This is a genomic window from Sulfurospirillum sp. MES (assembly GCF_000789415.1).
Lineage (GTDB): Bacteria > Campylobacterota > Campylobacteria > Campylobacterales > Sulfurospirillaceae > Sulfurospirillum > Sulfurospirillum cavolei.
Window position 1 is genome coordinate 550,946 of sequence record NZ_JSEC01000001.1, and the last position, 24,160, is coordinate 575,105.

The following is a 24,160-nucleotide window of genomic DNA, read 5'->3' on the forward strand; positions in this document are numbered from 1 at the left end:
GTGTACAGGATGTTTCATCCTTACATGTAAAAGGTATATGATGAAGTATATAGGAATATTTCCCGGTCAGGGAAGCCAAAAAGTCGGTATGGGCAAAGATTTTTACGATCATTCTACGCTAGCGAAAGAGATGGTCGAAGCTTCAAGCGAACGTTTAGGTTTTAATATGGCACAGTTGTTGTTTGAAGAAAACGATCGATTGGAGCAAACGGAATTTACACAGCCCGCAATTTTACTGGTCAGTTTGATGGCGTATCGTCTATTTGCAGAACGTTTTTCTCAAACGCCCGTTTCATTTTTAGGGCATTCTTTAGGTGAATTTAGTGCTTTAAGTGCTTCTGGTGCGATGGATTATTTAGATGCGATCGAGCTTGTTCATCAACGAGGATTATTAATGAAAGAGGCATGTAAAGATCAAAATGCCGGTATGATGGCACTTTTGGGTCTTGACGATGCCACGGTTGAAGCTTTAACCCGTCAAATGCAATTGGACGGTAAAAAGGTTTGGACGGCAAATTATAACGGAGACGGACAAATCGTTATTGCCGGTAATAAAGCGGATTTAATCTCTATAGAGCCTCTTTTTAAAGAAGCCGGTGCCAAAAAAGCCGTCGTCCTTGCGATGTCCGTAGCGAGCCATTGCCCGATGCTCTCATCCGCACAACCGATGTTGAAGCAGTATTTAGGCCAATGGTTGCATGAAACGTTTTATGCGCCGATTATTTCTAACGTTACGGCACAAGCGTACAGCACGAAAGCAAGGGCGGAGCAATTGTTGTGTGAGCAGCTTGTCTCACCCGTCAAATACAAACAATCAATCTTACATGTAGAAAATGATACGGATTGCTTTATCGAATTCGGCGGTACGGTACTCAAAGGACTTAATAAACGTATTTCGCAAAAACCGACGCATAGTATCGTCGATAGAAGCAGTTTAGACGAAGTGTATACTTTGCTGACAAAGGAACATGCATGAAAATAGCGATTATGGGTGCAATGTACGAAGAAATAACACCTCTTTTGGAGTTTTTTAAAACTTACGAAACGATCGAATATGCAAACAATCGTTATTATAAAGCATCCTATCAAGGGCTAGAGCTCATTATCGCGTACAGTAAAATCGGTAAAGTCAACGCTAGTCTGACGGCTTCAACGTTAATCGAGAAATTCGGTGCCGAAAAATTGCTCTTTTCAGGTGTTGCAGGCGCACTCAATCCTGCGTTAAAAGTCGGCGACTTGGTTGTCGCGACCCGATTAGCACAACACGATGTCGATATATCGGCTTTCGGACATCCTTTCGGATATATTCCGGAGGGGTGCGTTTACGTACAAACCGATGAAACGTTGGTTCACATCGCGCATAGAGTTGCAAAAGCGCAAGGGTTAAAGCTTGTAGAAGGCATTATTGCGACCGGCGATCAGTTTATTTGCGATTCTACGAAAAAAGAGTGGATACGCTCTACGTTTCAAGCCGATGCCACGGAAATGGAAGGTGCATCCGTCGCGGTTGTCTGCGATGCGCTTCATGTACCGTTTTGCGTCTTTAGAGCGATTAGCGATGCCGCCGATATGGATGCAGGTTTTAGTTTTGACGAATTCTTGGTCAGTTCCGCACAAGAGAGTGCAAAATTGATTTTGGCGATGTTGGACGAATTAAAACGATGATAGAGCTCAGTAAACGTCTTTTACGCGTCGTCGGGCGTACGAATGCGCATTACGGCTTAATTCAAGAAAACGATAAACTGCTTTTAGGGCTCAGCGGAGGGAAAGATTCCCTTACGTTGGCGCATATTTTAAAACATATGCAACGCGTTGCACCTTTTCATTTCGAGTTTAAAGCCGTAACGATCGCTTACGGTATGGGCGAAGACCTTCAAACCTTACATGCGCATTGTTTAGAGCATGAAATCGATCACGAAATCGTTGATACGTCGATTTTTGAGCTAGCACAGGAGAAGATTCGTTCCAATTCTTCGTTTTGCAGCTTTTTCTCTCGTATGCGACGCGGAGCGTTGTATACGTACGCATTGAATCACGGGTACGCGAAATTAGCGTTAGCTCACCATTTGGACGATGCGGCGGAGAGTTTTTTTATGAATTTTTCCTATAACGGAGCACTTCGTTCTATGCCTCCGATTTACAAAGCGCAAAACGGACTGGTCGTGATTCGTCCGTTGATCCACGTGCGAGAGCGACAATTGCGAGAATGTGCCAAAGAACACGGTATGCCCGTTATCGGCGATGAAGCATGTCCTGCCATGCGTTTTGACGTCAAAATGCCCGTGATGCGTGCCAAAACAAAAGAGATGTTAGCGGCGATGGAAAAAGAAAATCCGGAATTGTTCGTTTCTCTCAAAAAAGCGTTTGAGAGCTTACAGGCTTCAAGCTTTTGCGATGAACGCTATTTGGATCGTTAAAATCCTTCAAGCATAATTTTCCAAAGGCTTTCGACTTCCTCGTCGTCAAACGCTATTGTGCTATGCTCTTCAAACAAAGTTTTGACATGTAAGCGTTCGAATGTTTGATTCCATGCACAATGCTTGTGCGCAGGTAAAAAAGCGCGAATTAACGTCAAATCCTCTTTGATCGATTCTTCACAATTAAAACAAATCAAATCATCGTGTAATCGTCCCTCAAAGCGCAAAAGTTTACTATACGCTTCAATGGCGATACGTTTAGGATTTTGCTTATGCCAAATATCGGCGCAAGATTCTAACAGGTCAAAATAAAAAGTATCGATAAGCGCGATATCTTTGAGGTGCAGGTAAAAAAGGCGAATGAATGCCTGCCATGCGAGCATTCGCTCACGATGAATGTTCCAAGGGGTTCCTAAATGGAGTACCGAACGTAGTTGCGGTATCGTCGACTTGAGCGATGCGAGAGATTCAAAATCGATTTTATAGCCCAAATGAATCGTCGAATGGCGAGCGCCGTAAAAACGATAAAGGGTCTTAATACTATCGTGTGTTAAAACGACGACGATAAGATCTTCGTCTTTAACCCGTGTAATGTTGATGATATAACCTTGCATAAGCAATTTTAGCATCTCAAAAATTGAATTTTATTAAATATAAAAATTAGTTATTTTATTTTAGATATTAAATTTATTGAAAAATTATATTATTTATGGTATGAAAACTCTGATAACACCATAAAATAGTCGTTAATTGAAATTTAATAATTTTTAGAGTAATATCCGTCGCTTTTAACTTAAAATTTGTCAAAAAACTTGATGAAAATTCCACAAAAGGCTTGTGAGATGGATCTAATAAGAGGATTTAAAGACAATTGCGGTTTCGGTTTAATCGCAAATATTAAAAATACTCCTACCCATGAAAATGTTGAAGATGCGATTACGGCATTAGAGCGCATGATGCATCGAGGGGCAATTGCCGCGGACGGAAAAAGCGGAGACGGAAGCGGTCTACTTTTTTCGATGCCGGTCGACTTCATGAAAAAAGAAGCACACAAATTGGGAGTGGATTTACCCAAACAGTTTGCCGTTGCAATGATTTTCCTGCATACGCAAGAGCAAAAACGTATTTTTGAAGAGACCTGTGAGCAAAACGACCTCAGAGTTCTCCTTTACCGAGACGTACCCGTCAAAACCAAAGCATTGGGAAAATTAGCGCTCGACTCACTTCCTCAAATCGTTCAAGCGTTTGTTACGTCCGCTTCATTGGTCGCGACAAAACGTTTTGAAGCTCTTTTGTATTTAACGCGCAAAACGGTTGAAAAAAGATTGGCACATGAGAGTGAATTTTATATCGCCTCTTTTTCCAGCAAAGTGATTTCGTATAAAGGGTTGGTAATGCCGACCTATATTAAGACGTTTTTTCCCGATTTAAGTGATGTCGATTTTAAAGCGACGTTTGCACTGTTTCATCAACGTTTTTCAACCAATACGCTACCGAAGTGGAAATTGGCACAACCTTTTCGCACTTTGGCACACAACGGCGAGATCAATTCGATTTCCGCCAATCGCTTTAACACGCAAGTAAAAACCGAATGTATGAAAAGCGGCGTTTTCTCGGACGAAGAGTTACAAAAATTGTATCCTTTAACGACTAACGACGTGAGCGATAGTGCCAGCTTGGATAACATGTTCGAATTTATGCTCCTCAACGGATTTGACTTTTTTAAAGCCGTACGTTCGCTCATCCCTGCTCCTTGGCAAAATGCGCCACATATGGATTCGGGGTTGCGAGCGTTTTACGAATTTTCAAGTATTAATTTCGAGCCGTGGGACGGCCCTGCCGCGATCTCTTTAACCGACGGTCGTCATATTGCCTGTGTTTTAGATCGCAACGGATTGCGTCCGGCAAAATATATTATTACCAAAGACGATCGTATCATTATCTCAAGCGAGTACGGCGTTTTAGATATTGAGGAAGACAACATTATTGAAAGAGGCCGTTTACAAAGCGGTCAAATGATCGGGCTCGACCTCAAATTCGGCAAAATTATGAAAAATGACGATATCAACGATTATCTTGCCAGCTCTAATACCTATACCGAGTGGCTGAACAAAGGTCTTGTGTACCTTCAAGAGTTCGTCGATATTCCTTTTTCAAAAACAACCGACTACGTGCGTGAAAATTTGGAGTTGGAGCAACGCTATTTCAACATTACGCAAGAAGTAAAAAATATGGTCATCGAGCCGATGATGAAAGACGGCAAAGAGGGTGTCGGTTCAATGGGCGACGATACGCCGATGGCGGCTTTTAGCCATGTTCAGCGTAATTTTAGCGACTATTTTAAACAAAAATTCGCCCAAGTGACCAATCCCCCGATCGATCCTATCCGTGAAAAAGTGGTGATGAGCCTTAATACGAGTTTCGGAGAGATACGCAATATTCTTGAAGAGAGCCAAGAACATGCCGTTCGTATCAAATCGATTTCGCCGATTATGATGCAAGAAAAATTCGATATTTTAGATTCTTTCGGCGATAAGAGCAAACCACGCTATAAAGATGAGTACAAAAATCGCTATTTCTCGACACTTTTTGAAGATAACCTCAAAGGAAGTTTAGAAGATTTGGCATACGATATTGCGCAAGCGGTTAAAAACGAAGGCGTTCGCATTATTTTCCTTGACGATCGAGGTATGACGAGCAAGCTCAAACCGATGCCGATGATTATGGTCATCGGGCGCGTCAATCAAGTTTTATTGGATGAAGGCGTCCGCTCTTTAGCCTCCATCGTCGCGATCTCCGCCGAAGCGATCGATACGCATTCGTGTGCATGTATGATCGGTTTTGGAGCCAGTGCAATCTATCCTTATTTGCTCTACGCAACCGTTTTAGACGAATGCAAAAAAAGCGATATGGGATCGTACGAGATCAAAACCAAACTGAAAAACGTCAATCATGCCATTGGGCAAGGCTTACTCAAAGTGATGTCAAAGATGGGTATCGCAACGATTGCGTCGTATCGTAACTCGGCATTATTCGACGTTTTAGGCTTGGGAAGCGAAGTGGTTCAGGAGTGTTTCAACGGAGCGGTTTCATTGATTCCGGGGCTCGGTTACGAAGACATCGAAGAGCGTTTGGTACGTAATCATCATAAAGCGTATGAACTCAATCTCAGTAAAAAGCTTTTTCCGTTGGAAATCGGCGGTTTTTACAAATACATCGACGGGCAAGAGTACCACGATTATCATCCGCAGGCGATTCATGCGATTCACAAAGCGACCGTTACGGGAGAAAAAAAAGATTTTCAAGAGTTCACGAAGCTGATTAACAATCGCGGATTTAAAATGATACGCGACTTTTTCGAACTTAAATCCGATCGTGAGCCTATTGCGATCGAAAAAGTCGAATCCAAAGAGGCTATTTTTAAACGTTTTGCTACCGCGGCGATGAGTTTAGGATCCATCTCTCCCGAAGCGCACGAGGCCTTAGGCGAAGCGATGAATCGTATCGGCGGTATGAGTAACTCAGGAGAAGGCGGCGAGGCACCTGATCGCCTTAAAACCAATAAAAACTCTAAAATTAAACAAATTGCGTCCGGACGTTTCGGCGTGACGCCGGAGTATTTACGTTCGGCAACCGAAATTCAAATCAAAGTCGCACAAGGCGCAAAACCGGGGGAAGGCGGACAGTTACCCGGTCATAAAGTGACTTCATTAATTGCCAGCCTTCGTTATACGATTCCGGGCGTTACGTTAATTTCTCCGCCGCCGCACCATGATATTTACTCGATTGAAGATTTGGCACAGCTGATTTTCGATATGAAGCAAATTAATCCAGATGCCATCGTGACGGTCAAACTCGTCTCTACCGCGGGTGTGGGAACGATTGCCGCGGGTGTCGCTAAAGCGTATGCCGATAAAATTATTATCTCGGGCGGCGACGGCGGAACGGGTGCCGCACCGTTGACGTCGATTAAATTTGCCGGCAATCCATGGGAAATCGGTCTAAGCGAAGCACACAATGCTTTAAAGGCCAACCATTTACGCGACAATGTTCATTTGCAAACCGACGGTGGACTCAAAACGGGGCTCGATGTCGTAAAAGCGGCACTTTTAGGTGCGGAAAGTTATGCGTTCGGTACGCTTTCGTTAACGATTATCGGATGTAAAGTCTTACGTGTTTGCCATTTGAACCGTTGTTCGGTGGGCGTTGCGACGCAAGACGAAAAGTTAAGGGAACATTTCGTCGGAACGGTCGACAAACTCGTCAACTTTTTTACGCTTCTAGCCGAAGACGTACGCGAAATTTTGGCGCATTTAGGGTATACGCGTTTGGAAGAGATTATCGGACGAAGCGATCTTTTACATGTCATTGACGATGCGTTTGCGAAAAAGTTCGATTTTTCGTCCGTTTTGATGCGTTTGGAAGGTCCCGACACGCATAGCGGCAAATCCAACGATCCTTTCGATAAAAACGCGTTTGAAAAAGAGATTTTAAAAGAAGTCTACAAAGTTATCGAAAATCCGGACGAGAAAATCGTTTTGCATCGCGAAATTTGCAATACCAATCGAAGTTTCGGAACGCTCATTAGCGGTGAAATCGCGAAATTTTACGGCAACAAGGGTCTCAAAGACGACAGCATCGTTTTCAGACTTAACGGGGTTGCGGGACAGTCTTTGGGTGCGTTTTTAGCCAACGGGTTGAGTATTAATCTCAAAGGTACGGCAAACGATTACGTCGGTAAAGGTATGAACGGCGGTAAAATCGTCATCGCGCCTAAATTTCAAGGCAGGGGATACGCGTGTGCCGGTAACACCTGTTTGTACGGTGCAACGGGCGGTAAACTTTACGTTGCCGGAATCGTGGGAGAACGCTTTTGCGTGCGAAACTCCGGTGCCGTCTCCGTGGTTGAAGGAACGGGAGATCATGCTTGCGAATATATGACCGGCGGCGTCGTTGCTATCTTGGGCAATACCGGCGTGAACTTCGGTGCGGGTATGACCGGCGGTGTGGCATTCGTGTATGACGAAACGCGCGACTTTATCGATAAACTCAATCAAGAACTTGTGATTGCCGAGCGTATCGATACGGATGATATGGACGAAGCACGGCATTTCTTGAAGCGTCTACTTCGTACGCACATCAATGAAACGGCAAGTTTTAGAGCCACGCAAATTTTAGAAGATTTTCGCCATGCGGTCAGGGACTTTTGGATCGTTCGTCCTAAAGATATGACCAAAGTACCACTCAATCCGGAGCAAGGAGACTAAGATGCAAAATTTTGTGAATGAAGAGAGATACGAGCCTAGAAAACGCTCAACCGGAGATCGCGTTAAAGATTTTAAAGAAATTTACGAAATTTTTAGTAAAGAAGACGCTTCCGCACAAGCCGATCGTTGTATTCAATGCGGCGATCCGTTTTGTCACAGTAAATGTCCGTTACACAATTATATTCCGTTTTGGTTAAAAGCCACGAGCGCAATGAAGAGGGAACTTGCTTTTAATCTTTCCAACGAGACCAATCCGTTTCCCGAAATTACCGGACGTATTTGTCCTCAAGATCGCTTGTGCGAAGGAGATTGTACGCTAAACGACGGTCACGGAGCGATTACGATCGGCGCAATTGAGACGTTTATTTCCGAAGAGGGATTTAAAAAGGGCTTTAAACCGAGCTTCCCGGGAATCACGACAAAGAAAAAGGTAGCGATTATCGGTGCGGGACCTGCGGGCATCGCCTGTGCGACCTACCTTCTTCGAGCCGGTATCGGCGTTAGCATGTACGATAAACAAAACAGAGCCGGTGGGCTTCTGACGTACGGGATTCCGGGATTTAAGTTGGACAAAGAGGTGGTCGCAAGGCGCGTAAGATGGCTTCAAGACGCCGGTTTGACGTTGCATACCAATACGCAAGTCGGTAAAGAGATCGGATTTGACGAAATTGCGCATAGCCACGACGCCATTTTCTTGGCGATCGGTTCGGAGAGTCCTCGTAAAGCCAATATCGCCAATGAAAACGCAAGCGGCGTTTTTACGGCAATCGACTTTTTACGTAATATTCAAAAGAAGCAATTTAACGAGAGTTACGATAAAAAATTTGAAGTTAAAAATAAAAACGTCGTCGTCGTCGGCGGCGGCGATACGGCAATGGATTGTTTGAGAACGTCGATTCGCGAAGGGGCTAAAAGCGTGACATGTTTATACCGTCGCGATAAATACAATATGCCCGGTTCTAAAAAAGAGTTTAAAAATGCGATCGAAGAGGGTGCGGAATTTATGTACAACGTCTCTCCCAAAGAGATTTTGGTAAACTCCGAAGGTCAAGCGATCGGTATCGATATGCAAAAAACGATTTTAGGCTCAAAAGACGCCTCTTCAAGGCAAGTCGTTGAAATCGTAAAAGGCGGCGATTTTAGAGTCGATGCCGACATTATCATTTTTGCATTAGGCTTTATTCCTTCCGTACCGACGTTTTTAGCGGAAAACGGTATTGAAGTCAACAAATCAGGCTGCATCGTCGTGAATAGCGAATACCAAACAACCAAATCGGGCGTCTTTGCCGGCGGCGATTGTAAGCGCGGATCAGACTTGGTCGTCACGGCCGCCAAAGAGGGTAAAGAAGCCGCCAATGCGATCGTCAAAAAGTTGTTAGGTTAAGTATGGACGTGATCGAAGCCGCACTGCAAGCCAACAGGGTACTGTATCGGCGTTTACGAACGCAAGGCTTGCATGCGGACGATCACCTCTGTTTTGAACAAGGTGCGGGAGGCGATCGAAGTTCGGCGATCGATTTAGAAGCCGAACGAATTTTTATCGAGCATTTGCTTCCTTTCGGAACGATTATTTCCGAAGAGAGCGGAACGATCGAAAATCCCGACATGTCATCGTATATCGTTCTAGATCCCATCGACGGAAGCGACAACCTTTTATCGCATTTGCCCTATTACGGTACGTCGGTTGCCTATTTCGAAGAGGGAAAATGCACCAAAGCCGTTATCGCAAATTTAGCCAACGGCGATTGTTTTATGAAGGATCAAAACGGACTCAAACGCGCTCACCTCGACGAAAAAAATTTCAGCGACGTTTGGTGCAATCCGTTTAGCAAAGTGGGTATTTTCGAGCGCGCTTACGCATCTTCTCGTCTGCATCCTTTATTGCAAAAAGCAGGACTCAAATACCGTTCTCCCGGAGCATTCGCACTCTCTTTAGCGTATGCGAGAGATGTTTCGTTCGTGTTGTATGAGGGAGCTATCCGCTCATACGACGTGGAAGCGGGACGCTTTATGTGCGAGGATTTATACCTTTACGAAACGCAGGAGCTTTTTCTCGTAAGCAAAGATAAGGAAATTTTCGATAGAATAATTGACTTATTTATAAGCAATTAGCTTTCAAAGAGGATGCATACGTATGGGATTTGCCGAAATCTTCAGTAAAATAAGAAAGACACAATCCGCTCCGAGCGAAGCACCTAGCCATTGGGTGAAATGTAGCGCGTGTCAATCGTTAATGTATTATAAAGAGGTCGAACAACGTTTTAACGTCTGCCCAAAGTGTGGATTTCATATGCGAATTTCTGCCACAAAACGTATTGAGCAATTAAGCGATGAGGGAAGTTTCGTTGAGTTTGATGCAAATTTGATCCCCGTCGATCCTTTAAAATTCGTGGATAAAAAATCGTATAAAAAGCGTATCGAAGAGGCTGAGGAAAAAACGGGAAAACATTCGTCCGTGATTTGCGGCACATGTACGATCGAGGGCGTGAAAGTTCAACTCGTCGTGTTTGATTTTGCGTTCATGGGCGGAAGTTTAGGGTCGGTCGAGGGTGAAAAAATCGTTCGAGCGATTCATCGGGCGATTGAGGCCAAAGAAGGACTCGTAATCGTGAGTGCCAGCGGCGGTGCCCGTATGCAAGAGAGCACTTTTTCTCTGCTTCAAATGTCCAAAACATCCGCTGCGTTAGCAAAACTTGCCGAAGCAAAACTGCCCTACATTTCGATCTTAACCGATCCTACGATGGGCGGGGTGAGTGCATCGTTTGCCTTTTTGGGCGATATTATTATGGCGGAACCGGGTGCATTGGTCGGTTTTGCGGGACAAAGGGTTATTAAACAAACGATCGGTGCCGATTTACCCGAAGGCTTTCAAAAAGCGGAATTTTTATTGGAACACGGTTTGATCGATATGATCGTTACGCGCGAAGAGATGAAAAAGACGGTTGCGGATTTGATGAAGCTTTTGGGAGCACATTGTAAAAGTGATGATTTTGAGCTAAGACTCAAAGCATGAACATCACGGTTTACACGATTGAAAAAAGCAACGACAAATCACTCGACGCGCTAGCGTCGGAGTATATTAAAATGATTTCACGCTTTGCCAAAGCGCAAGAAGTCAAGATCTTTACGAAACAGATAGCCTTAGCACAAACCATCGGCGAAAAAGAAGCGAGAGCTTCTTATACGAAAGCGTACGAGCCTTTTTTAAAAGGCTACAACATCGCTTTAGACGTACAAGGAACGCTCGTAGACAGCGAAACGTTTAGCCTTTTTTTTGATGAAGACGTCCATATTAATTTTTTTATCGGAGGTGCATTCGGTTTTGATGAGGCTTTTTTGGGGCAAACTCAAAAGATTATAAGTTTAAGTAGATTAACATATGCGCACAAAATTGCAAAGGTGGTTTTATTTGAACAGATTTATCGGGGATTGTGCATAAAAAACAACCATCCCTATCATAAATAGTCGATTATAATGCAGGGCAACTTTTCTAAAGGAAACAAAGGATGAGAGAGAACGAGTTAAAGCATTTCGAGGATCTTCTAAAAGAAAGAAAGGTTCAAATCAAAAAAAACATCGAAGATTCTATGCGTGAGATCGATGATCTCAAAGACAGCGAAGTCGGAGATGAAGCCGATCATGCCTCCGTCAGTACCGATCGTATGATCGAACAAGCGATTAGTACGCAACAGATGAAAGAGCTGAACGAAATCGAATTTGCACTCAATAAAATTCGCAACGGTACGTACGGTATTTGCGAAATGTGCGAAGAAGAGATCGGATTTCAGCGTCTTAAAGTCAAGCCGCATGCGAGGTATTGTATCGTATGCCGCGAAATTATAGAGAAGTCGGCAAAAAACAAATAAACGAGAAAATTATTCTAAAAGTAGGAACAGATGGGCATTAAACGTTATATCCTTTTATCACTGATTTATATGGTGGCTCTTGGGCTTTACGTATATAGCTTTAGCGCTGAAAGCTATGCGCTAACGCTTTTGGGAGTCTCTTTAAACTTACCGGTGGCATTATGGATTACGATTCCCGTATTGGTTCTCGTCTTAGGATCGATCGTTCATCTCGTTTTCTACAATTTTAAAGATTTCCTCTACAAACGTGCACTTAAAAAGGATTTTGAGTTGTTTCAAGAAGCGGCAAAAAATCGTATTTTAGGCGAAGAAGTAACGCACAATTATAAAACGGACGGATTCAAATTTGCGGGACGCGTTTTAAGTTGTATGCGGTTTGATCCGACCTTACCGACCTCTTTTATCGAAGAGGAGGTTGCAAAAGCGTGTGCGTTGGCGGTGAGTATCGAAAACGGTAATTACGAAGATATGAAAAAATACCGTTTAGCAAAAACCAATCCTTTAGCCGTTAAAAATACGATCAACCGATTGAGCGTAGAGCCGAAATTTGCGACGGAAGTTTTGAAAAATTGTAAAGACCTCCAAAGCGAGTTATGCCAAAAAGCCTATAACGCACTTTTAAATTTTGCCAGTTTCAATGAAATTAAACGCTATGATTTTGCTACCGATAAAAAAGCGTTTCGCCGTATGATGGAGCGTTATTTGGATGCGGACGATAGTTTTGATATGGATTTAAAATCCATCGAAGATATGCTCGACCAATGCGCGGCGGATAGAATCGATTATTTGGACCTTGCCCGCGAAATTAAAGCCAAACTCTCTCCCGATGCTTTAATCGCCTTGTTCGAAAAACTGTACAATACCAAAGGAAGCGTTGCGGCTGATGCGTATCTGTATGTTTTATACGATCTTCAAATGATCGATAAAATTCGTGAGATTTTAGTCAATTCCGATCGTGACGAGTTTGTGCGATTTAAAACCGTCCTCTTTTTAAGGGATAACGCTAAAAGCATTGATATTGACGCATTTCTTCGCGTATGAGTTATGAGATAGATTTTGAGCGGGGCATTTTAGCCCTTGCTCCGCTTGCCGGTTTTACCGATCTCCCGTTTCGTTCCGTCGTCAAAAAATTCGGCGCGGACGTGACCTTCTCCGAAATGATCAGCGCCAACGCGTTAAAACACCATTCGGCAAAAACGTTTAAAATGCTCACGAAATCGCCGTTGGAAACTCCCTATATCGTGCAGATTGCCGGCTCGGATTTAGCGGTCATTAAAGAAGCGGTTTTGATGCTAAACGACATCGAAGGCATCGACGGTATCGATCTTAATTGCGGTTGTCCCGTGCCTAAAGTCGTTTCTCAAGACGCGGGTTCGTCGCTACTGCTCAATCTTCCGCATATGCAAAAAATCATCGAAACGATCAAAACGCATTCGAACAAACGCTATACCAGCGCGAAAGTTCGCTTGGGATTTACGACGAAAATCCCCGAGACGATTGCCAAAGCCTGCGAAGAAGCGGGGGTCGATTTTATGAGTATTCACGGTAGAACCCGTTCGGGCGGATATAAAGCGGAAGTGGATTATGAAGCGATTGCACGGGCACGTGCGTCGGTTCGCATTCCCGTCATTGCCAACGGCGACATTACCGACTACGAAAAAGCCTTACATGTCAAGGCGGTAACGGGGTGCAACAGCCTGATGATCGGACGCGGGGCGGTGGGAAATCCGTGGATTTTTTACCAAATCAAACACGCACTTCCTTTTGTCGATAAAACGAAAATTTTGGAGATCGTTTCCGAACATTTTGATGCCATGATCGAGGTTTACGGAAGACAGGGTGTTTCGCTTTTTCGCAAGCATTTACACACCTATTCCAAAGGCTTTCGAGAAGCTTCGGAATTTCGCGACCGCGTCAATCGAATCCACGACGTCGACGCGATGCGCGAGGCTATTGACTTTTTCTTTGCAAATGCACTATCATAAGGATTCGTTAGCGTAAAAACTCTTGAGGAAGAGCTATGTTACAGGGATTACGGGCACGTAGCATTTTACTGAGTATCGTAGCTTTTCTTATTTTGGGCAGTATCAGCCTAGCCTTTACCTATCAGCTAACGCGGGATCTTAGACTGACGTTCGGTGAAAAATACGCGATCGAACATGCTCTTCGACACAGTCAACGCATTGCCGATATGCTTGCTCTTAATATTCGCTTAGCCGAACATACTATGACCTCGGATGCTTTGCATCGATGGTTGTCGAACGAGTCGGATGAAACGGCGAAAGAAGAGAGTTTAAAACTGCTTAACGACTCGCTTCGTATGGCAAAAGCCGATAGTTGGTTTGTTGCCTTTTCCGGCAGTGAACATTTTTACTACGAAGATCTTAACCGCAGTTATCACGCCTTTCAACCGCTGAAAAAGCTCTCCGCTTCCAACACGAACGACGGATGGTTTTACCATACGATGCGCTCGGCAGATACCTTCAATTTAAATATCGACTACGACGAGGCGGTCAAAGCGACGAAATTATGGATGAATATCCTTGTTCGCAATGAACAAAACGCTTTGGGCGTTACGGGCTTTGGGATTGATCTTGCACAATTTATCGATGCGTATGTTTTAACAAAAACCCAAGGCTTTCAAGCGATTATTCTAAATAAACAAGGTGCGATTCTCGGACATCCCGACTTTAGCAAGGTCACGCATAACGTTCACACGAGCGCGTCAAATACGTGGAAGACCATTTGGCCGTATCTTGATACGAAGAGCCAAAAAGAGCTTCGCCGTTATATGCAAGACCTTCCTTCTCATGCATCGGATGTTTTTACATGTAAATTACGATACGACGGAAAAGAGTATACGGTGGCGTTGGCATATATGCCTTACGTGGATTGGATAGGGCTTTCGATGGTCGATGTCAGCACGCTTTTGACGCTGTACGATATGCGTATGGCATTTACGGTGTTGATCGTTTTGGGGTGTTTGAGCGCTTGGATCGCTTACGTTCTCTCTCAGTCGTATTTTTTAACCCCGATTCGCCATCTTAGCTCCGTCGTTAAAGCCGTATGTGCGGGCGACTATACGCAAAGAGCTCCCTTGGATAAAGAAACCGATGAACTCTCGACGCTAAGCCGCGACGTCAATGCCATGATCGATATGGTGCAAGAAGCTCAAAGTGCGACGATTCAAAGGTATCGTTGGTTGGCGGAAAATTCGCATGACGTTATCTGGGTGATGGGCGTGGACGGCAAATTTGTTTACGTCAGTCCTTCCGTGAAACGATTGCGCGGATTTAGCGCGGAAGAGGTGATGGATCAATTGTTTGAAGAGGTGATTTGCGAAGGATCGAGGCAAACGGTTTTACATCTTATGGAAATGGCGATCATGGAAGCGGCTAACGGAGCAATCCTTGATGCAAAAAACGTTTTAGTCGAACAACCGTGTAAAGACGGTAACACGGTTTGGACGGAAGTCAATGCTCGTCTAGTCGTCAATCAACAAGACGGCTCCATGCAGTTTATCGGCATTACGCGCGATATTACGGAACGTTTGGCGGCAGAAGAGGAGATCAAAAAGCTAGCATTTTACGACCCTCTGACGCACCTTGCCAACCGAAGGCTTTTTGTGGATAAGCTGGAAAGTAGCCTTGTTACATGCAAAAAAGAGCATACGTTCGCAGGCGTCATTTTCCTTGACTTGGACGATTTTAAGCCTTTGAACGATACGTACGGGCATCAAGCGGGCGATGAACTGCTCATCGAAGTTGCACGTCGTTTAAAGGAAACGGTTCGTGCAACGGATACCGTAGGACGTTTCGGCGGCGACGAATTTGTGATTTTAGTGGCGCAATTAGGCTTTACCCGCGAGGAAGCTTTCTCTACGGTTACACGCATAGCGCACCAAATCGCCGCGTTCATCGCGCAACCGTACCCGCTTTCGTCAACCGTGTATACGCTCAGTGCTAGCATCGGCGTCTTGCTTTTTAATGAGGCTCAAAACGATGCAAAAACGATTCTTGATGAAGCCGATAGTGTGATGTATCGGGCAAAAGATGCGGGTAAAGCGTGCGTGATCGTCCAAGGATAATCTAATATCCGTCGTCAAAGCCGCGCGTTTTATGCTTTTCTTTTTTGTAGCTACCGCGGTATTTCTCTTTTTCCAACAAGTTCGCCTCTTTTAAAAGACGTTTATGTGCGGCATCTTTGTCGGCATCTTGGGTTTCTATCGTCGAGACGACAAGATTGGCGTAGGCTTCAAGCGTATGCGTGTAAGTTGAATCGAGCCGAACGGCTTGCACTTTGTGTAAAGTTTTGAGACTTTTTTGCGCACGTTTGACAAACAGATCGTAATCAAACTGTTCGTTTTTCAGCGCACTGACGCAACTGCTTAAGAAACGCTCTAACGCGCGAATGTATTTTACTCTGGCTTCTTTATCGTTCATGTTCATGGTAGATTCACGATATTTAAAAAGTGTAACAACTGGCTAACGAGAATAAAAAACGGAATAAACACCAAAGACGTAACAAAGACGAGCATCGTGACGTCTAGCGGTTTGCATTCGTACAGCGCCGCCAAATTAACGTTGGTAACGGCTAAAGGAACGATCAACTCCAAAAAGATCAAAGTCGCGACCATCGGTTCCAAATCAAGAGCGTAAAATAAAATAGCACCGGCGATCAGCGGCGTCAGTAAAAACTTAATCATTCCGACATGTAAGACCAATGTGACGTTCATGCTTTTGAGATGAATGTTGTAAAGGTACATGCCAAAGACGATCAACTGAATGACCATCGTACAGTATGCGCCCATTTCCATGGAACGCATCAGTGCCGGATGAAAACGCACGCCGGAAAAATTAAGGATCAACGCTAAAAACGCAAACCAGATGACGGGAAGTTTGACGATATTGAAAAGCGACTCTTTGATGCTAAAATTGCCGCGCGAATAGAAAAAGACGCCGAGCGTATAGACGATAAAAACGTTGCTAATATTGATCATGCTGGTGTAGATAATGGATGCGTCGCCAAAAAGCGCAATACCCAAAGGAATACCTAAATTGCCCGTATTGCCGATAATGACGCAAATCGTGACGATCGATTTTTCTTTGATGTCGGTAAAGAAAAGACGTGCGATAACAAAGCTCACCAGAACGCAAAAGAGCGAAATCGCCACATACCAAAACGGTACTTGAAGCAACGATAAATCGATCGGACGGGAAGAGAGTCCCCAAAACGAGAGCATCGGTTGCAAAAAGTAGATGGAAAGCAACACCATACCTTTTTCGTTCATCTCTTCTTTAAGCACTTTTTTGGACATAAAGCCTAAAAGGATAAAGGCATAAATCGACAGAATGGAGATAGCAATCGTCATCGAGGCTTAATGCTCTGCCTCTTCAAAAGGAGGGTAATCCGCTGAAGCTTTATTTTTGTAAGTGCTAAGTTTGTTATCTTGCAGTTTCAAGTAGTCGTCCAAACGCCTACGATTTTCCTCAAAGACTTTTTCAAAATCGTTGTCGTCTTTGACTTCGCCGTTTTGAAATTTTTCCAAAAGAACGTTGGTATTTCCGGTCATAACGAGGTAACGAATGCTACCGTATTCAAATAAAACGACGCTGTTTTGCGTATCGAGCTGTTTTTTATGCAGTAAATTGACCTCTTGACCGACACCCGTTTTAGGGTTAAAAAGCCAAGATTTCCCCGCTCCGCCGCTTTTTGCGGGACGAATCGTTCGTACGCCGATGCGACGTTTGATCCAGAACATCAACGCAATTAAAAACAGTAAAACGATAATAACGACGATATAGCGCGTATCGATCAAATCGCTTGTCGGGCTAGAAGACGAGGGTGAAAGCGACGGAGCGGCTTCGGTATCGGACGTTTTGGCTTGCATGATGCTTCCGCGAATGCGAAGACCAAAGCCGTCGACGGTTTTAGAGGCGACGACGCTGATGCGTTTATCGCTTTTGAGCACCACTTTGAGGGCATTGTTTTTTTCCGGAATAATCACGAGTTCTTGAATAATCGCCGAGTTAATACTCTTCTCGATCATCTTGTCGTAGCCTAAATCATTAATCGTTAACGTAATGGAAGACGCATCGTTTTTTTGCGAAATACTGCCTTCGTGCGGCGCGTCAAACGAGAGCATCACATCGACGCGATCGCTTCTTTCATAGACGTTGTAGGTTAAAAGGTTGGAAGCGCAAAGCCAAGAGGAAAGAGCAAACAGAACGTATAAAAGTCTCATAGGCTCTCTTTTTTAAAGTATTGGATAACGGTTTTGGAGTCTAAAATCTCGTTGATACGAATGGCAAGGTTTTTTTCGTAAACCATCACTTCGCCTTTACCGAAAATCTTTCCGTTGATGTAAAGTTCGACACTCTCGCCCGCAGGTTTTTCTAAGTCGATGACCGAGCCTTTTTCCAGTTTTAAAAGTCTTTGAATCGTGATATGCGTCGTTCCAAGCTCCGCTACGAAATCGACACTGATATCTAAAAGATTTTCAAATCCGGAGAGCAGTTTGCGTGCGACGTACTCTTGATCGGCTGCGTCCAATGTTATTCCTTTGAAGCTTCGTTAGCGTAATAAAGCAAAAACTCTTCCAAAACCTTTGGTAATGCTCTTATTATAATGGATTTTGGTTAAAGTATCGATTAAAGTTCGATGTCGATTCCGACGGGGCAGTGGTCGGAGCCTTGAATTTCGGGCAAAATAAACGCATCGTTGAGTCTTGGCGCAAGCTCTTCGGAGATGAAAAAGTAGTCGATTCTCCAGCCCACGTTTCTGCTTCTCGCTCCCGCGCGGTACGACCACCACGAGTAGGCGTCTTTTCGGTCGCCGTGAACGTGGCGAAACGTATCGACGTAGCCTACATGTAAAAGCGTGTCGATCCATGCGCGTTCAACGGGTAAAAAGCCCGAAGTATTTTCGTTGGCTTTGGGGTGGGCAAGGTCGATTTCGCGGTGGGCGGTGTTGACGTCGCCGCAAACAATGATACTTTTGCCTTGTTTACGAAGCGTTTGCATATGCTCCAAAAAATCGGCGTAAAAGCGCATTTTGTGTGCGAGGCGTTCTTCGCTTTGTTGACCGTTGGGAAAGTAGACGTTAAACAAGACCGTATCGCCGAAACGGTGCTCCAAAATTCTTCCTTCTTCGGTATGATCGATCTGTAGGTCGGTTGAGGTATCTGCAAAAGGGATGCGCGAAAGGCTCATCGTCCCCGAGTAGCCTTTTTTCTTTGCGGAGTTTACGTAACGATGCGTGAGCGGATGAGTAAAAAGATCGGTCGGGATTTGTTCGTATTCGGCTTTGATCTCTTGCAAGCATAAAATATCGGGTTGGTAGGTGTCGACCCACGAAAATGCATTTTTCGAGGCGACGGCGCGAATGCCGTTGACGTTCCACGAGATGAGTTTCATCAAAAATCCTTTCTAAAAACGTTGCGTATCTTAACACGCGATCTTTTAAAACGACCTATAGCGGCATACAATTTGCATAAGTCCCTCCAAAGCAAAGGAGCAAACGATGGTCTTTACGCCTCACCGACGAATCGTCTTTTACGAAAAAACGGGTTGTAGCGGCAATGCCCGCCAAAAGGCACTTTTACGTGAATACGGGATAGAGATTGAGGTACGTAGTTTGTTGGAAACTCCGTGGGACAAGCCTACGCTTGAGGCCTTTTTTGAAGGGCTTACGCCGCGTGAGATGCTCAATCCGTTTGCGCCGCAACTTAAAGACGGTACGTTTAAGCTTGCAGAGTATACGAAAGAGAGCCTGATCGAAGCGATGATACGCACACCGATTTTGATTCGCCGTCCGCTCCTTCAAATAGGCGACGTAAAGCTCTGCGGTTTTGATATTGCGCGCCTGAACGAACTCTTACATGTCACGATGCCCGTACCCGAAAATATCAACGCCTGTTTAAGCAGTGACGCATGCAACAATGCTTAGAATACATTTGTCGGGAATTTGAAAAAGTCAAGGACTATTTGCATCGACCGACGCGTGAAAAAGAGCGGATCATCGACAACCTTTTTGCCAATTTTATGCAGTGCTTTTCGGAGTACCCGTTTGAAAAAAAACGCTATCCTAAAGAGTTTTTGGAAGCGGCAAATCTCTACAACGCGGGCGATGCGGTAGTACGTCAACGCTTTGCGGACATCGGGATGCGCTATTTGCTCTTAAGCGATTTTTACGATTACGTGAAGATTACGCATCTTGATCGCAAGGTTTAAGCAAAACTGCCCAGCGAAAAAGCGGAGAGTATAAAGGCGGCGAGCATTAAAAACGGGATAAACCATAGCGACGTAAAAAAGATAAGGCTCGCCACGTCTAACGCCCGACAGTCGTAGAGTGCGGCAAGGTTGACGTTGACGACGGCGAGCGGAACGATGAGTTCCAAGAAAAGCACCGAAGCGACAAACGGCGTGATCGGTAAAACGAAAAAGAGCAACCATACCGTCAAGACGGGCATCAAAACGAATTTGAGCAGATGTACGTGCCATAAGAGTTTGACGTTGAGTTCTTTGAGCTTGACGTTATAAAGGTACATACCGAAAATCATCAACTGAATGACGATCATGCTGTACGCCCCCATCTCCAACGACTGAAACAAAACGGGATGAATGCGAATCCCCGAAAAATTTAACGCAAGTGCCAGCATCGCCGCCCAAATAATCGGCAGTTTAAAGATATTGACGAATGCTTGTCGCAGGCTTGAGCTCCCCGCCGAATAGAAAAAAACGCCTAGCGTGTAGGTCATGAGGGTGTTGGCGACGCTGATCATACTGGTGTAGATGATGGACTCTTCTCCCAAAAGGGCGATACCCAAAGGAATGCCGAGGTTTCCCGTATTGTTCAAAGCCGAGGCAATCGTCATAATCGAACGCTCTTTTTTGTCGTTGAAAAAAAGTCGAGCGATGAAAAAGCCGAGCGCAATCGTTAGAAACGAAAACACAAGATAGTACGCCGGAACTTTGAGCAAGTCTAGACTGATAGGTTTGGTCGAAAGTCCCCAAAACGAGAACATCGGATGCAAAAAATAGACCGAGAGGATGACCATACCGCGCTCTGAAAGCTCGTCTTTGAAAATTTTTTTGGCGACGTACCCGAGCACGATAAAAACGTAAATTGCCGAAACGGAAAGCACGATGTTCATAAGTCAGCTTTACATGTCAAGATGTGAAATAGGTATTGTAACGCAATTTCGCATCATCATTGACGCTTTCGTGCTACAATGAAACGAAAAAAAAGGCTCTGGATGAAACATTTTATAGCCGGCATTCAAACCGCCATCATCGGCACACTTGACGCGAAAGGAGATCCTTTTAGCTCTTACGCACCTTACATGTACGATCAAAACCGTTTTTACGTCTACATTTCCGACATCGCCACGCATGCTAAAAATCTTCAAAGAAATCCCAAAGCGTCACTTTTCTTCGTGGAAGACGAGAGTAAAACGGACAATCTCTTTGCCAGAAAGCGCGTCTCATTGCAGTGCGACAGCCAAAAAATAACACGAGGCAGTGAACGTTTTGAGGAAGTTTTAAGTCTGTTTGCAGAGAAATTTGATACCAAAATGGTCGCAACGTTGAAAAAGATGACCGACTTTAATCTCTACGAATTCAAAGTAACGTACGGTGAAGCGACGTTTGGGTTTGGAAAGGCGTATTTTATCGGTGGGGAAAATATGGACGAACTCGTCCCTAGAGGCGAAGCAAATCCACATCACGGGGTGAAGTAAAAAGCTTTACATGTAAAGTTTTCTATGCAAAATTTAGCTAAAATTTAACGCATAAAATTAATGGTCAAAAGTTAAAAGTTTAGCCCTGACCCCTAAATTTTTCAAAAATGCCACACTTTCTCAACTCAAAAACTACACGTTTATCTGTTTAGACTCTGGCATCGAATGGGAAGAACTAGACTATCAGCTGAGTATCGAGAGTATGTTACATGTAGAGAGTAGGGTTGCGTAAATCGGGAGAAAAGTTAAAAGTAAAGCCCTTTAATCTTTTTTAAATCTTCTTAAATCTCTAAATATAAAGGAAAAACATCATGAATTATCAAAATGAGAAGGATTTTTTTTGTAGAACATTACATAATTTAGAAATCTATCGAGAAGAAAAGCAAAAAAATCCAAAAGCGTTTGAATATGAAATAACACAGCTCATCAATTCATTTTTTGGCTTGATTATATTTGTAAAGGCTAATGCAATACAAGAAAATCCAGCTTTGGAAGATTTTGTAGAAGCAAATGTTCCAACAAAATGGGATTATGTATATTATGGCAAACAAGAAGATCATAATTTTTTCAATTATTTAAGGCATATACGAAATGCTATCGCTCATCCGACTTATGATGAAAATTTAGAAATAAAATCAGAAAACAATGATATTAGCTCAATTATATTTAGAGACAAGGATCCAAAAAATCCGAAGAATATATTTGAAGCTAATTTAACAATCAAAAAAATAGATGAATTGATTGAGCTTATTTCAAAAGCTTTTTTGGGAACAGATCAGTGTACACCTGAAGGAAAGATTAAAAATTAAGGATTTGAGCTAAACTTTTAACTTTTTACGCATCTAAAAAATTAGCCCTTGAATCCAAGGGCTAAATTCTTTACATGTAAATCTGTCCACCACTCTTTTTAAAGTGTTCTGCTTGCTCTTCCAACCCTTTTTCTAGCGCAACATTGACATCTTCCGCGCCGATTTTTTCAGCGTAGTCACGAACATCTTGTGAGATTTTCATCGAACAAAATTTTGGGCCGCACATGGAGCAAAAATGCGCGACTTTGGCACTTTCCACTGGGAGCGTTTTGTCGTGGTATTCACGTGCGCGGTCTGGGTCGAAGCCTATGTTGAACTGGTCGTACCAACGAAACTCAAAACGCGCTTTGCTCATGGCGTTGTCTCGGATTTGCGCTCCGGGGAAGCCTTTGGCAAGGTCTGCGGCGTGGGCGGCGATTTTGTAGGCGATGATGCCTTCTTTGACGTCTTCTCGGTTGGGTAAGCCTAAGTGCTCTTTTGGGGTGACGTAGCAGAGCATCGCCGTACCGTACCAGCCGATTTGCGCTGCACCGATGGCTGAGGTGATGTGGTCATAGCCTGGAGCGATGTCGGTAACGAGCGGTCCAAGGGTGTAGAAGGGTGCTTCAAAACAGTCTTCTAACTCTTTGGTCATATTTTCTTTGATTTTTTGCATTGGCACGTGTCCCGGTCCTTCGATCATCACTTGTACGTCGTGTTTCCATGCGATTTTGGTGAGTTCTCCTAAGGTTTCAAGCTCAGCAAATTGCGCTTCATCGTTGGCATCGTACAAAGAACCTGGGCGCAAGCCATCACCTAAAGAAAAGGCGACGTCATAGGCTTTCATGATCTCACAGATGTCCTCAAAATGGGTGTAGAGGAAGTTTTCTTTGTGGTGGTGCAGACACCATTTTGCCATGATGCTTCCCCCACGTGAGACGATGCCAGTCAGTCGTTTTGCGGTCATAGGAACGTATGAGAGGCGCACGCCTGCGTGAATGGTGAAGTAGTCCACGCCTTGCTCGGCTTGCTCGATAAGCGTGTCACGATAGACTTCCCACGTCAAATCTTCGGCGATGCCGTTTACTTTTTCTAGAGCTTGGTAGATGGGCACTGTACCGATAGGCACGGCGGAGTTTCTAAGTATCCACTCTCTGGTTTCGTGGATGTTTTTACCTGTCGATAAGTCCATGACCGTGTCTCCGCCCCATCGCGTAGACCACAGCATCTTTTCGACTTCTTCTTCGATGGAGGAAGTGGTGGCGGAGTTACCGATGTTGGCGTTGATTTTGACCATGAAGTTACGCCCGATGATCATCGGTTCGGCTTCAGGGTGATTGACATTTAAAGGTAGGACGGCTCGTCCTGCGGCGATCTCTTGGCGTACAAATTCAGGGGTGTAAACCTCAGGCAGGTTCGCTCCAAAATGCTCACCCTTGTGTTGTGCGCCTAAGAGTTTGTTTTGGCGTGCGACTTCAAGGTTGCAGTTCTCACGAATGGCGACATACTCCATCTCTGGGGTGATGATGCCAGCACGGGCGTAGTGCATTTGGGTGATGTTTTTGCCCACTTTCGCACGGCGTGGTTTTTTGAGATTTGGGAAGCGAAGGGTTTTAAGTTCTTCATCTTCAAAGCGTTTATGAAAATAAGCAGAGCTAAAATCGGCTAGTTGCTCCGTGTCAGCTCGCTCCTCTATCCATTTCGCACGAATGGGTTTTAAGCCTTGGTGCAAGTCGATGGTAACGCTTGGGTCGGTGTAAACGCCTGAAGTGTCATAGACGTGAAGCGGTGGGTTTTCTTCCATGCTTCCATCGCTTTTTGCGGTTGGGCTAAGCGCTATTTCACGCATGGGGACACGAATGTCTTCACGTGAGCCTTGGATGTAAATTTTACGAGAGCTTGGGAAGTTTTGAATGTAAGATGAATCTATTTTTTCAAGATTATCGAGGACTTTAGACATGGGTTTATCTCCTTATTTCCTACGCCGGCATTATCCGGATCAGGTTCGTGAAACCGCATTAACGGTTTCTTGGGGTATTATCTCAGCCGATAAAACGCGGTTTTATCTAGCACCCCCACAGAC

The 24,160-nt window shown here is 44.3% G+C and carries 25 protein-coding genes; 17 read left to right on the forward strand and 8 right to left on the reverse strand.

Annotated features, from left to right (window positions below; all coding sequences use genetic code 11):
* Window positions 1-37: 37 nt before the first annotated feature.
* Genes fabD through OA34_RS02835 form a run of 3 tightly spaced genes read left to right on the forward strand, consistent with a single transcriptional unit; the run spans window position 38 to window position 2,417 of the window.
* Window positions 38-976 (forward strand): ACP S-malonyltransferase, encoded by a 939-nt coding sequence (fabD, locus tag OA34_RS02825; protein WP_039672295.1) that lies wholly within the window; start codon window positions 38-40, stop codon window positions 974-976.
* Window positions 973-1,665 carry a 5'-methylthioadenosine/adenosylhomocysteine nucleosidase gene (locus OA34_RS02830; protein WP_039672296.1) on the forward strand — a complete coding sequence of 231 codons (693 nt, stop codon included), beginning with the start codon at window positions 973-975 and terminating at the stop codon, window positions 1,663-1,665. Before fabD ends, OA34_RS02830 begins: the two co-directional genes overlap by 4 nt.
* Window positions 1,662-2,417 carry a PP-loop family protein gene (locus OA34_RS02835; RefSeq protein WP_039672297.1) on the forward strand — a complete coding sequence of 252 codons (756 nt, stop codon included), beginning with the start codon at window positions 1,662-1,664 and terminating at the stop codon, window positions 2,415-2,417. The genes OA34_RS02830 and OA34_RS02835 overlap by 4 nt, the downstream gene beginning before the upstream one ends.
* Here OA34_RS02835 and recO read toward each other — a convergent pair.
* Window positions 2,414-3,031, reverse strand: coding sequence for a recombination protein RecO (recO, locus tag OA34_RS02840; RefSeq protein WP_039672298.1), 618 nt, complete (start codon window positions 3,029-3,031; stop codon window positions 2,414-2,416). The genes OA34_RS02835 and recO overlap by 4 nt on opposite strands.
* A 228-nt stretch (window positions 3,032-3,259) precedes the next feature.
* On the opposite strand from recO, the gene gltB reads away from it, so the two are divergent.
* The 9 genes from gltB to OA34_RS13470 are packed head-to-tail and all read left to right on the forward strand — an operon-like array spanning window position 3,260 to window position 15,637.
* Window positions 3,260-7,684 (forward strand): glutamate synthase large subunit, encoded by a 4,425-nt coding sequence (gene gltB / locus OA34_RS02845; protein ID WP_039672299.1) that lies wholly within the window; start codon window positions 3,260-3,262, stop codon window positions 7,682-7,684.
* A gap of 1 nt (window position 7,685) precedes the next feature.
* Window positions 7,686-9,068, forward strand: a complete 1,383-nt coding sequence (locus OA34_RS02850; RefSeq protein ID WP_039672300.1) for a glutamate synthase subunit beta — start codon at window positions 7,686-7,688, stop codon at window positions 9,066-9,068.
* Window positions 9,069-9,070: 2 nt separating this feature from the next.
* Complete coding sequence (locus OA34_RS02855; protein WP_039672301.1) at window positions 9,071-9,796, forward strand: inositol monophosphatase family protein; 726 nt, start codon at window positions 9,071-9,073, stop codon at window positions 9,794-9,796.
* A 22-nt stretch (window positions 9,797-9,818) separates the two neighbouring features.
* Window positions 9,819-10,697, forward strand: a complete 879-nt coding sequence (accD, locus tag OA34_RS02860) for an acetyl-CoA carboxylase, carboxyltransferase subunit beta (RefSeq protein WP_039672302.1) — start codon at window positions 9,819-9,821, stop codon at window positions 10,695-10,697.
* Complete coding sequence (locus OA34_RS02865; protein ID WP_039672303.1) at window positions 10,694-11,149, forward strand: 23S rRNA (pseudouridine(1915)-N(3))-methyltransferase RlmH; 456 nt, start codon at window positions 10,694-10,696, stop codon at window positions 11,147-11,149. Before accD ends, OA34_RS02865 begins: the two co-directional genes overlap by 4 nt.
* 41 nt (window positions 11,150-11,190) lie before the next feature.
* The gene (dksA, locus tag OA34_RS02870) at window positions 11,191-11,550 is read left to right on the forward strand and encodes an RNA polymerase-binding protein DksA (RefSeq protein WP_039672304.1); all 360 of its coding nucleotides are present in this window, start codon (window positions 11,191-11,193) and stop codon (window positions 11,548-11,550) included.
* 30 nt (window positions 11,551-11,580) lie between these two features.
* Window positions 11,581-12,591 (forward strand): fatty-acid--CoA ligase, encoded by a 1,011-nt coding sequence (locus OA34_RS02875; RefSeq protein WP_039672305.1) that lies wholly within the window; start codon window positions 11,581-11,583, stop codon window positions 12,589-12,591.
* Window positions 12,588-13,535 (forward strand): tRNA dihydrouridine synthase, encoded by a 948-nt coding sequence (locus tag OA34_RS02880; protein ID WP_039672306.1) that lies wholly within the window; start codon window positions 12,588-12,590, stop codon window positions 13,533-13,535. Before OA34_RS02875 ends, OA34_RS02880 begins: the two co-directional genes overlap by 4 nt.
* 35 nt (window positions 13,536-13,570) lie before the next feature.
* Window positions 13,571-15,637: a diguanylate cyclase gene (locus OA34_RS13470; RefSeq protein ID WP_286682812.1), complete on the forward strand. Its 2,067-nt coding sequence runs from the start codon at window positions 13,571-13,573 to the stop codon at window positions 15,635-15,637.
* 1 nt (window position 15,638) lies between these two features.
* On the opposite strand, the gene OA34_RS02890 is transcribed toward OA34_RS13470, so the two are convergent.
* The 5 genes from OA34_RS02890 to OA34_RS02910 form a co-directional block, all read right to left on the reverse strand.
* Window positions 15,639-15,998 (reverse strand): hypothetical protein, encoded by a 360-nt coding sequence (locus OA34_RS02890; RefSeq protein WP_039672307.1) that lies wholly within the window; start codon window positions 15,996-15,998, stop codon window positions 15,639-15,641.
* Complete coding sequence (locus OA34_RS02895) at window positions 15,995-16,921, reverse strand: AEC family transporter (RefSeq protein WP_052435280.1); 927 nt, start codon at window positions 16,919-16,921, stop codon at window positions 15,995-15,997. The genes OA34_RS02890 and OA34_RS02895 overlap by 4 nt, the downstream gene beginning before the upstream one ends.
* 6 nt (window positions 16,922-16,927) lie before the next feature.
* Window positions 16,928-17,794, reverse strand: a complete 867-nt coding sequence (locus OA34_RS02900) for a hypothetical protein (RefSeq protein ID WP_039672308.1) — start codon at window positions 17,792-17,794, stop codon at window positions 16,928-16,930.
* Entirely contained in the window at window positions 17,791-18,102 is a 312-nt protein-coding gene (gene fliN, locus OA34_RS02905) for a flagellar motor switch protein FliN (protein ID WP_039672309.1), read from the reverse strand. The genes OA34_RS02900 and fliN overlap by 4 nt, the downstream gene beginning before the upstream one ends.
* A gap of 98 nt (window positions 18,103-18,200) precedes the next feature.
* Entirely contained in the window at window positions 18,201-18,965 is a 765-nt protein-coding gene (locus OA34_RS02910; protein ID WP_039672310.1) for an exodeoxyribonuclease III, read from the reverse strand.
* Window positions 18,966-19,071: 106 nt separating this feature from the next.
* Between OA34_RS02910 and OA34_RS02915 the strand changes: the two genes are divergently transcribed.
* Both OA34_RS02915 and OA34_RS02920 read left to right on the forward strand, forming a co-directional pair.
* The gene (locus OA34_RS02915) at window positions 19,072-19,497 is read left to right on the forward strand and encodes an ArsC/Spx/MgsR family protein (RefSeq protein ID WP_039672311.1); all 426 of its coding nucleotides are present in this window, start codon (window positions 19,072-19,074) and stop codon (window positions 19,495-19,497) included.
* Window positions 19,482-19,781 carry a hypothetical protein gene (locus OA34_RS02920; protein ID WP_039672312.1) on the forward strand — a complete coding sequence of 100 codons (300 nt, stop codon included), beginning with the start codon at window positions 19,482-19,484 and terminating at the stop codon, window positions 19,779-19,781. Before OA34_RS02915 ends, OA34_RS02920 begins: the two co-directional genes overlap by 16 nt.
* Here the strand turns inward: OA34_RS02920 and OA34_RS02925 are convergent.
* Window positions 19,778-20,704: an AEC family transporter gene (locus OA34_RS02925; protein ID WP_052435279.1), complete on the reverse strand. Its 927-nt coding sequence runs from the start codon at window positions 20,702-20,704 to the stop codon at window positions 19,778-19,780. The two genes, OA34_RS02920 and OA34_RS02925, sit on opposite strands and share 4 nt — an antisense overlap.
* Before the next feature lie 102 nt (window positions 20,705-20,806).
* Here OA34_RS02925 and OA34_RS02930 point away from each other — a divergent pair, with 102 nt between their 5' ends.
* The 3 genes from OA34_RS02930 (at window position 20,807) to OA34_RS02935 (ending at window position 22,098) form a co-directional block, all read left to right on the forward strand.
* A complete protein-coding gene (locus OA34_RS02930) occupies window positions 20,807-21,289 on the forward strand; it encodes a HugZ family pyridoxamine 5'-phosphate oxidase (RefSeq protein ID WP_039672313.1) in 483 nt (160 codons plus the stop codon).
* An 85-nt stretch (window positions 21,290-21,374) separates the two neighbouring features.
* Window positions 21,375-21,521 carry a DUF2442 domain-containing protein gene (locus OA34_RS13885; protein WP_353681534.1) on the forward strand — a complete coding sequence of 49 codons (147 nt, stop codon included), beginning with the start codon at window positions 21,375-21,377 and terminating at the stop codon, window positions 21,519-21,521.
* A 79-nt stretch (window positions 21,522-21,600) separates the two neighbouring features.
* Complete coding sequence (locus OA34_RS02935; protein WP_039672314.1) at window positions 21,601-22,098, forward strand: HEPN family nuclease; 498 nt, start codon at window positions 21,601-21,603, stop codon at window positions 22,096-22,098.
* Window positions 22,099-22,168: 70 nt separating this feature from the next.
* Here OA34_RS02935 and thiC read toward each other — a convergent pair whose 3' ends face one another.
* Window positions 22,169-24,037, reverse strand: a complete 1,869-nt coding sequence (gene thiC, locus OA34_RS02940; RefSeq protein ID WP_039672315.1) for a phosphomethylpyrimidine synthase ThiC — start codon at window positions 24,035-24,037, stop codon at window positions 22,169-22,171.
* Between the last annotated feature and the right edge of the window lie 123 nt (window positions 24,038-24,160).

Coding starts and splice junctions, on each gene's coding strand:
- OA34_RS02865 (WP_039672303.1), top strand. CDS start 10,694: ATGAACATCACGGTTTACACGATTGAAAAAAGCAACGACAAATCACTC.
- OA34_RS02850 (WP_039672300.1), top strand. CDS start 7,686: ATGCAAAATTTTGTGAATGAAGAGAGATACGAGCCTAGAAAACGCTCA.
- OA34_RS13470 (WP_286682812.1), top strand. CDS start 13,571: ATGTTACAGGGATTACGGGCACGTAGCATTTTACTGAGTATCGTAGCT.
- dksA (WP_039672304.1), top strand. CDS start 11,191: ATGAGAGAGAACGAGTTAAAGCATTTCGAGGATCTTCTAAAAGAAAGA.
- accD (WP_039672302.1), top strand. CDS start 9,819: ATGGGATTTGCCGAAATCTTCAGTAAAATAAGAAAGACACAATCCGCT.
- OA34_RS02915 (WP_039672311.1), top strand. CDS start 19,072: ATGGTCTTTACGCCTCACCGACGAATCGTCTTTTACGAAAAAACGGGT.
- OA34_RS02895 (WP_052435280.1), bottom strand. CDS start 16,921: ATGACGATTGCTATCTCCATTCTGTCGATTTATGCCTTTATCCTTTTA.
- OA34_RS02890 (WP_039672307.1), bottom strand. CDS start 15,998: ATGAACATGAACGATAAAGAAGCCAGAGTAAAATACATTCGCGCGTTA.
- gltB (WP_039672299.1), top strand. CDS start 3,260: ATGGATCTAATAAGAGGATTTAAAGACAATTGCGGTTTCGGTTTAATC.
- recO (WP_039672298.1), bottom strand. CDS start 3,031: ATGCAAGGTTATATCATCAACATTACACGGGTTAAAGACGAAGATCTT.
- OA34_RS02930 (WP_039672313.1), top strand. CDS start 20,807: ATGAAACATTTTATAGCCGGCATTCAAACCGCCATCATCGGCACACTT.
- OA34_RS02900 (WP_039672308.1), bottom strand. CDS start 17,794: ATGAGACTTTTATACGTTCTGTTTGCTCTTTCCTCTTGGCTTTGCGCT.
- OA34_RS02880 (WP_039672306.1), top strand. CDS start 12,588: ATGAGTTATGAGATAGATTTTGAGCGGGGCATTTTAGCCCTTGCTCCG.
- fabD (WP_039672295.1), top strand. CDS start 38: ATGATGAAGTATATAGGAATATTTCCCGGTCAGGGAAGCCAAAAAGTC.
- OA34_RS02830 (WP_039672296.1), top strand. CDS start 973: ATGAAAATAGCGATTATGGGTGCAATGTACGAAGAAATAACACCTCTT.
- OA34_RS02910 (WP_039672310.1), bottom strand. CDS start 18,965: ATGAAACTCATCTCGTGGAACGTCAACGGCATTCGCGCCGTCGCCTCG.
- OA34_RS02925 (WP_052435279.1), bottom strand. CDS start 20,704: ATGAACATCGTGCTTTCCGTTTCGGCAATTTACGTTTTTATCGTGCTC.
- OA34_RS02875 (WP_039672305.1), top strand. CDS start 11,581: ATGGGCATTAAACGTTATATCCTTTTATCACTGATTTATATGGTGGCT.
- thiC (WP_039672315.1), bottom strand. CDS start 24,037: ATGTCTAAAGTCCTCGATAATCTTGAAAAAATAGATTCATCTTACATT.
- OA34_RS02920 (WP_039672312.1), top strand. CDS start 19,482: ATGCAACAATGCTTAGAATACATTTGTCGGGAATTTGAAAAAGTCAAG.
- OA34_RS02835 (WP_039672297.1), top strand. CDS start 1,662: ATGATAGAGCTCAGTAAACGTCTTTTACGCGTCGTCGGGCGTACGAAT.
- OA34_RS02935 (WP_039672314.1), top strand. CDS start 21,601: ATGAATTATCAAAATGAGAAGGATTTTTTTTGTAGAACATTACATAAT.
- OA34_RS02855 (WP_039672301.1), top strand. CDS start 9,071: ATGGACGTGATCGAAGCCGCACTGCAAGCCAACAGGGTACTGTATCGG.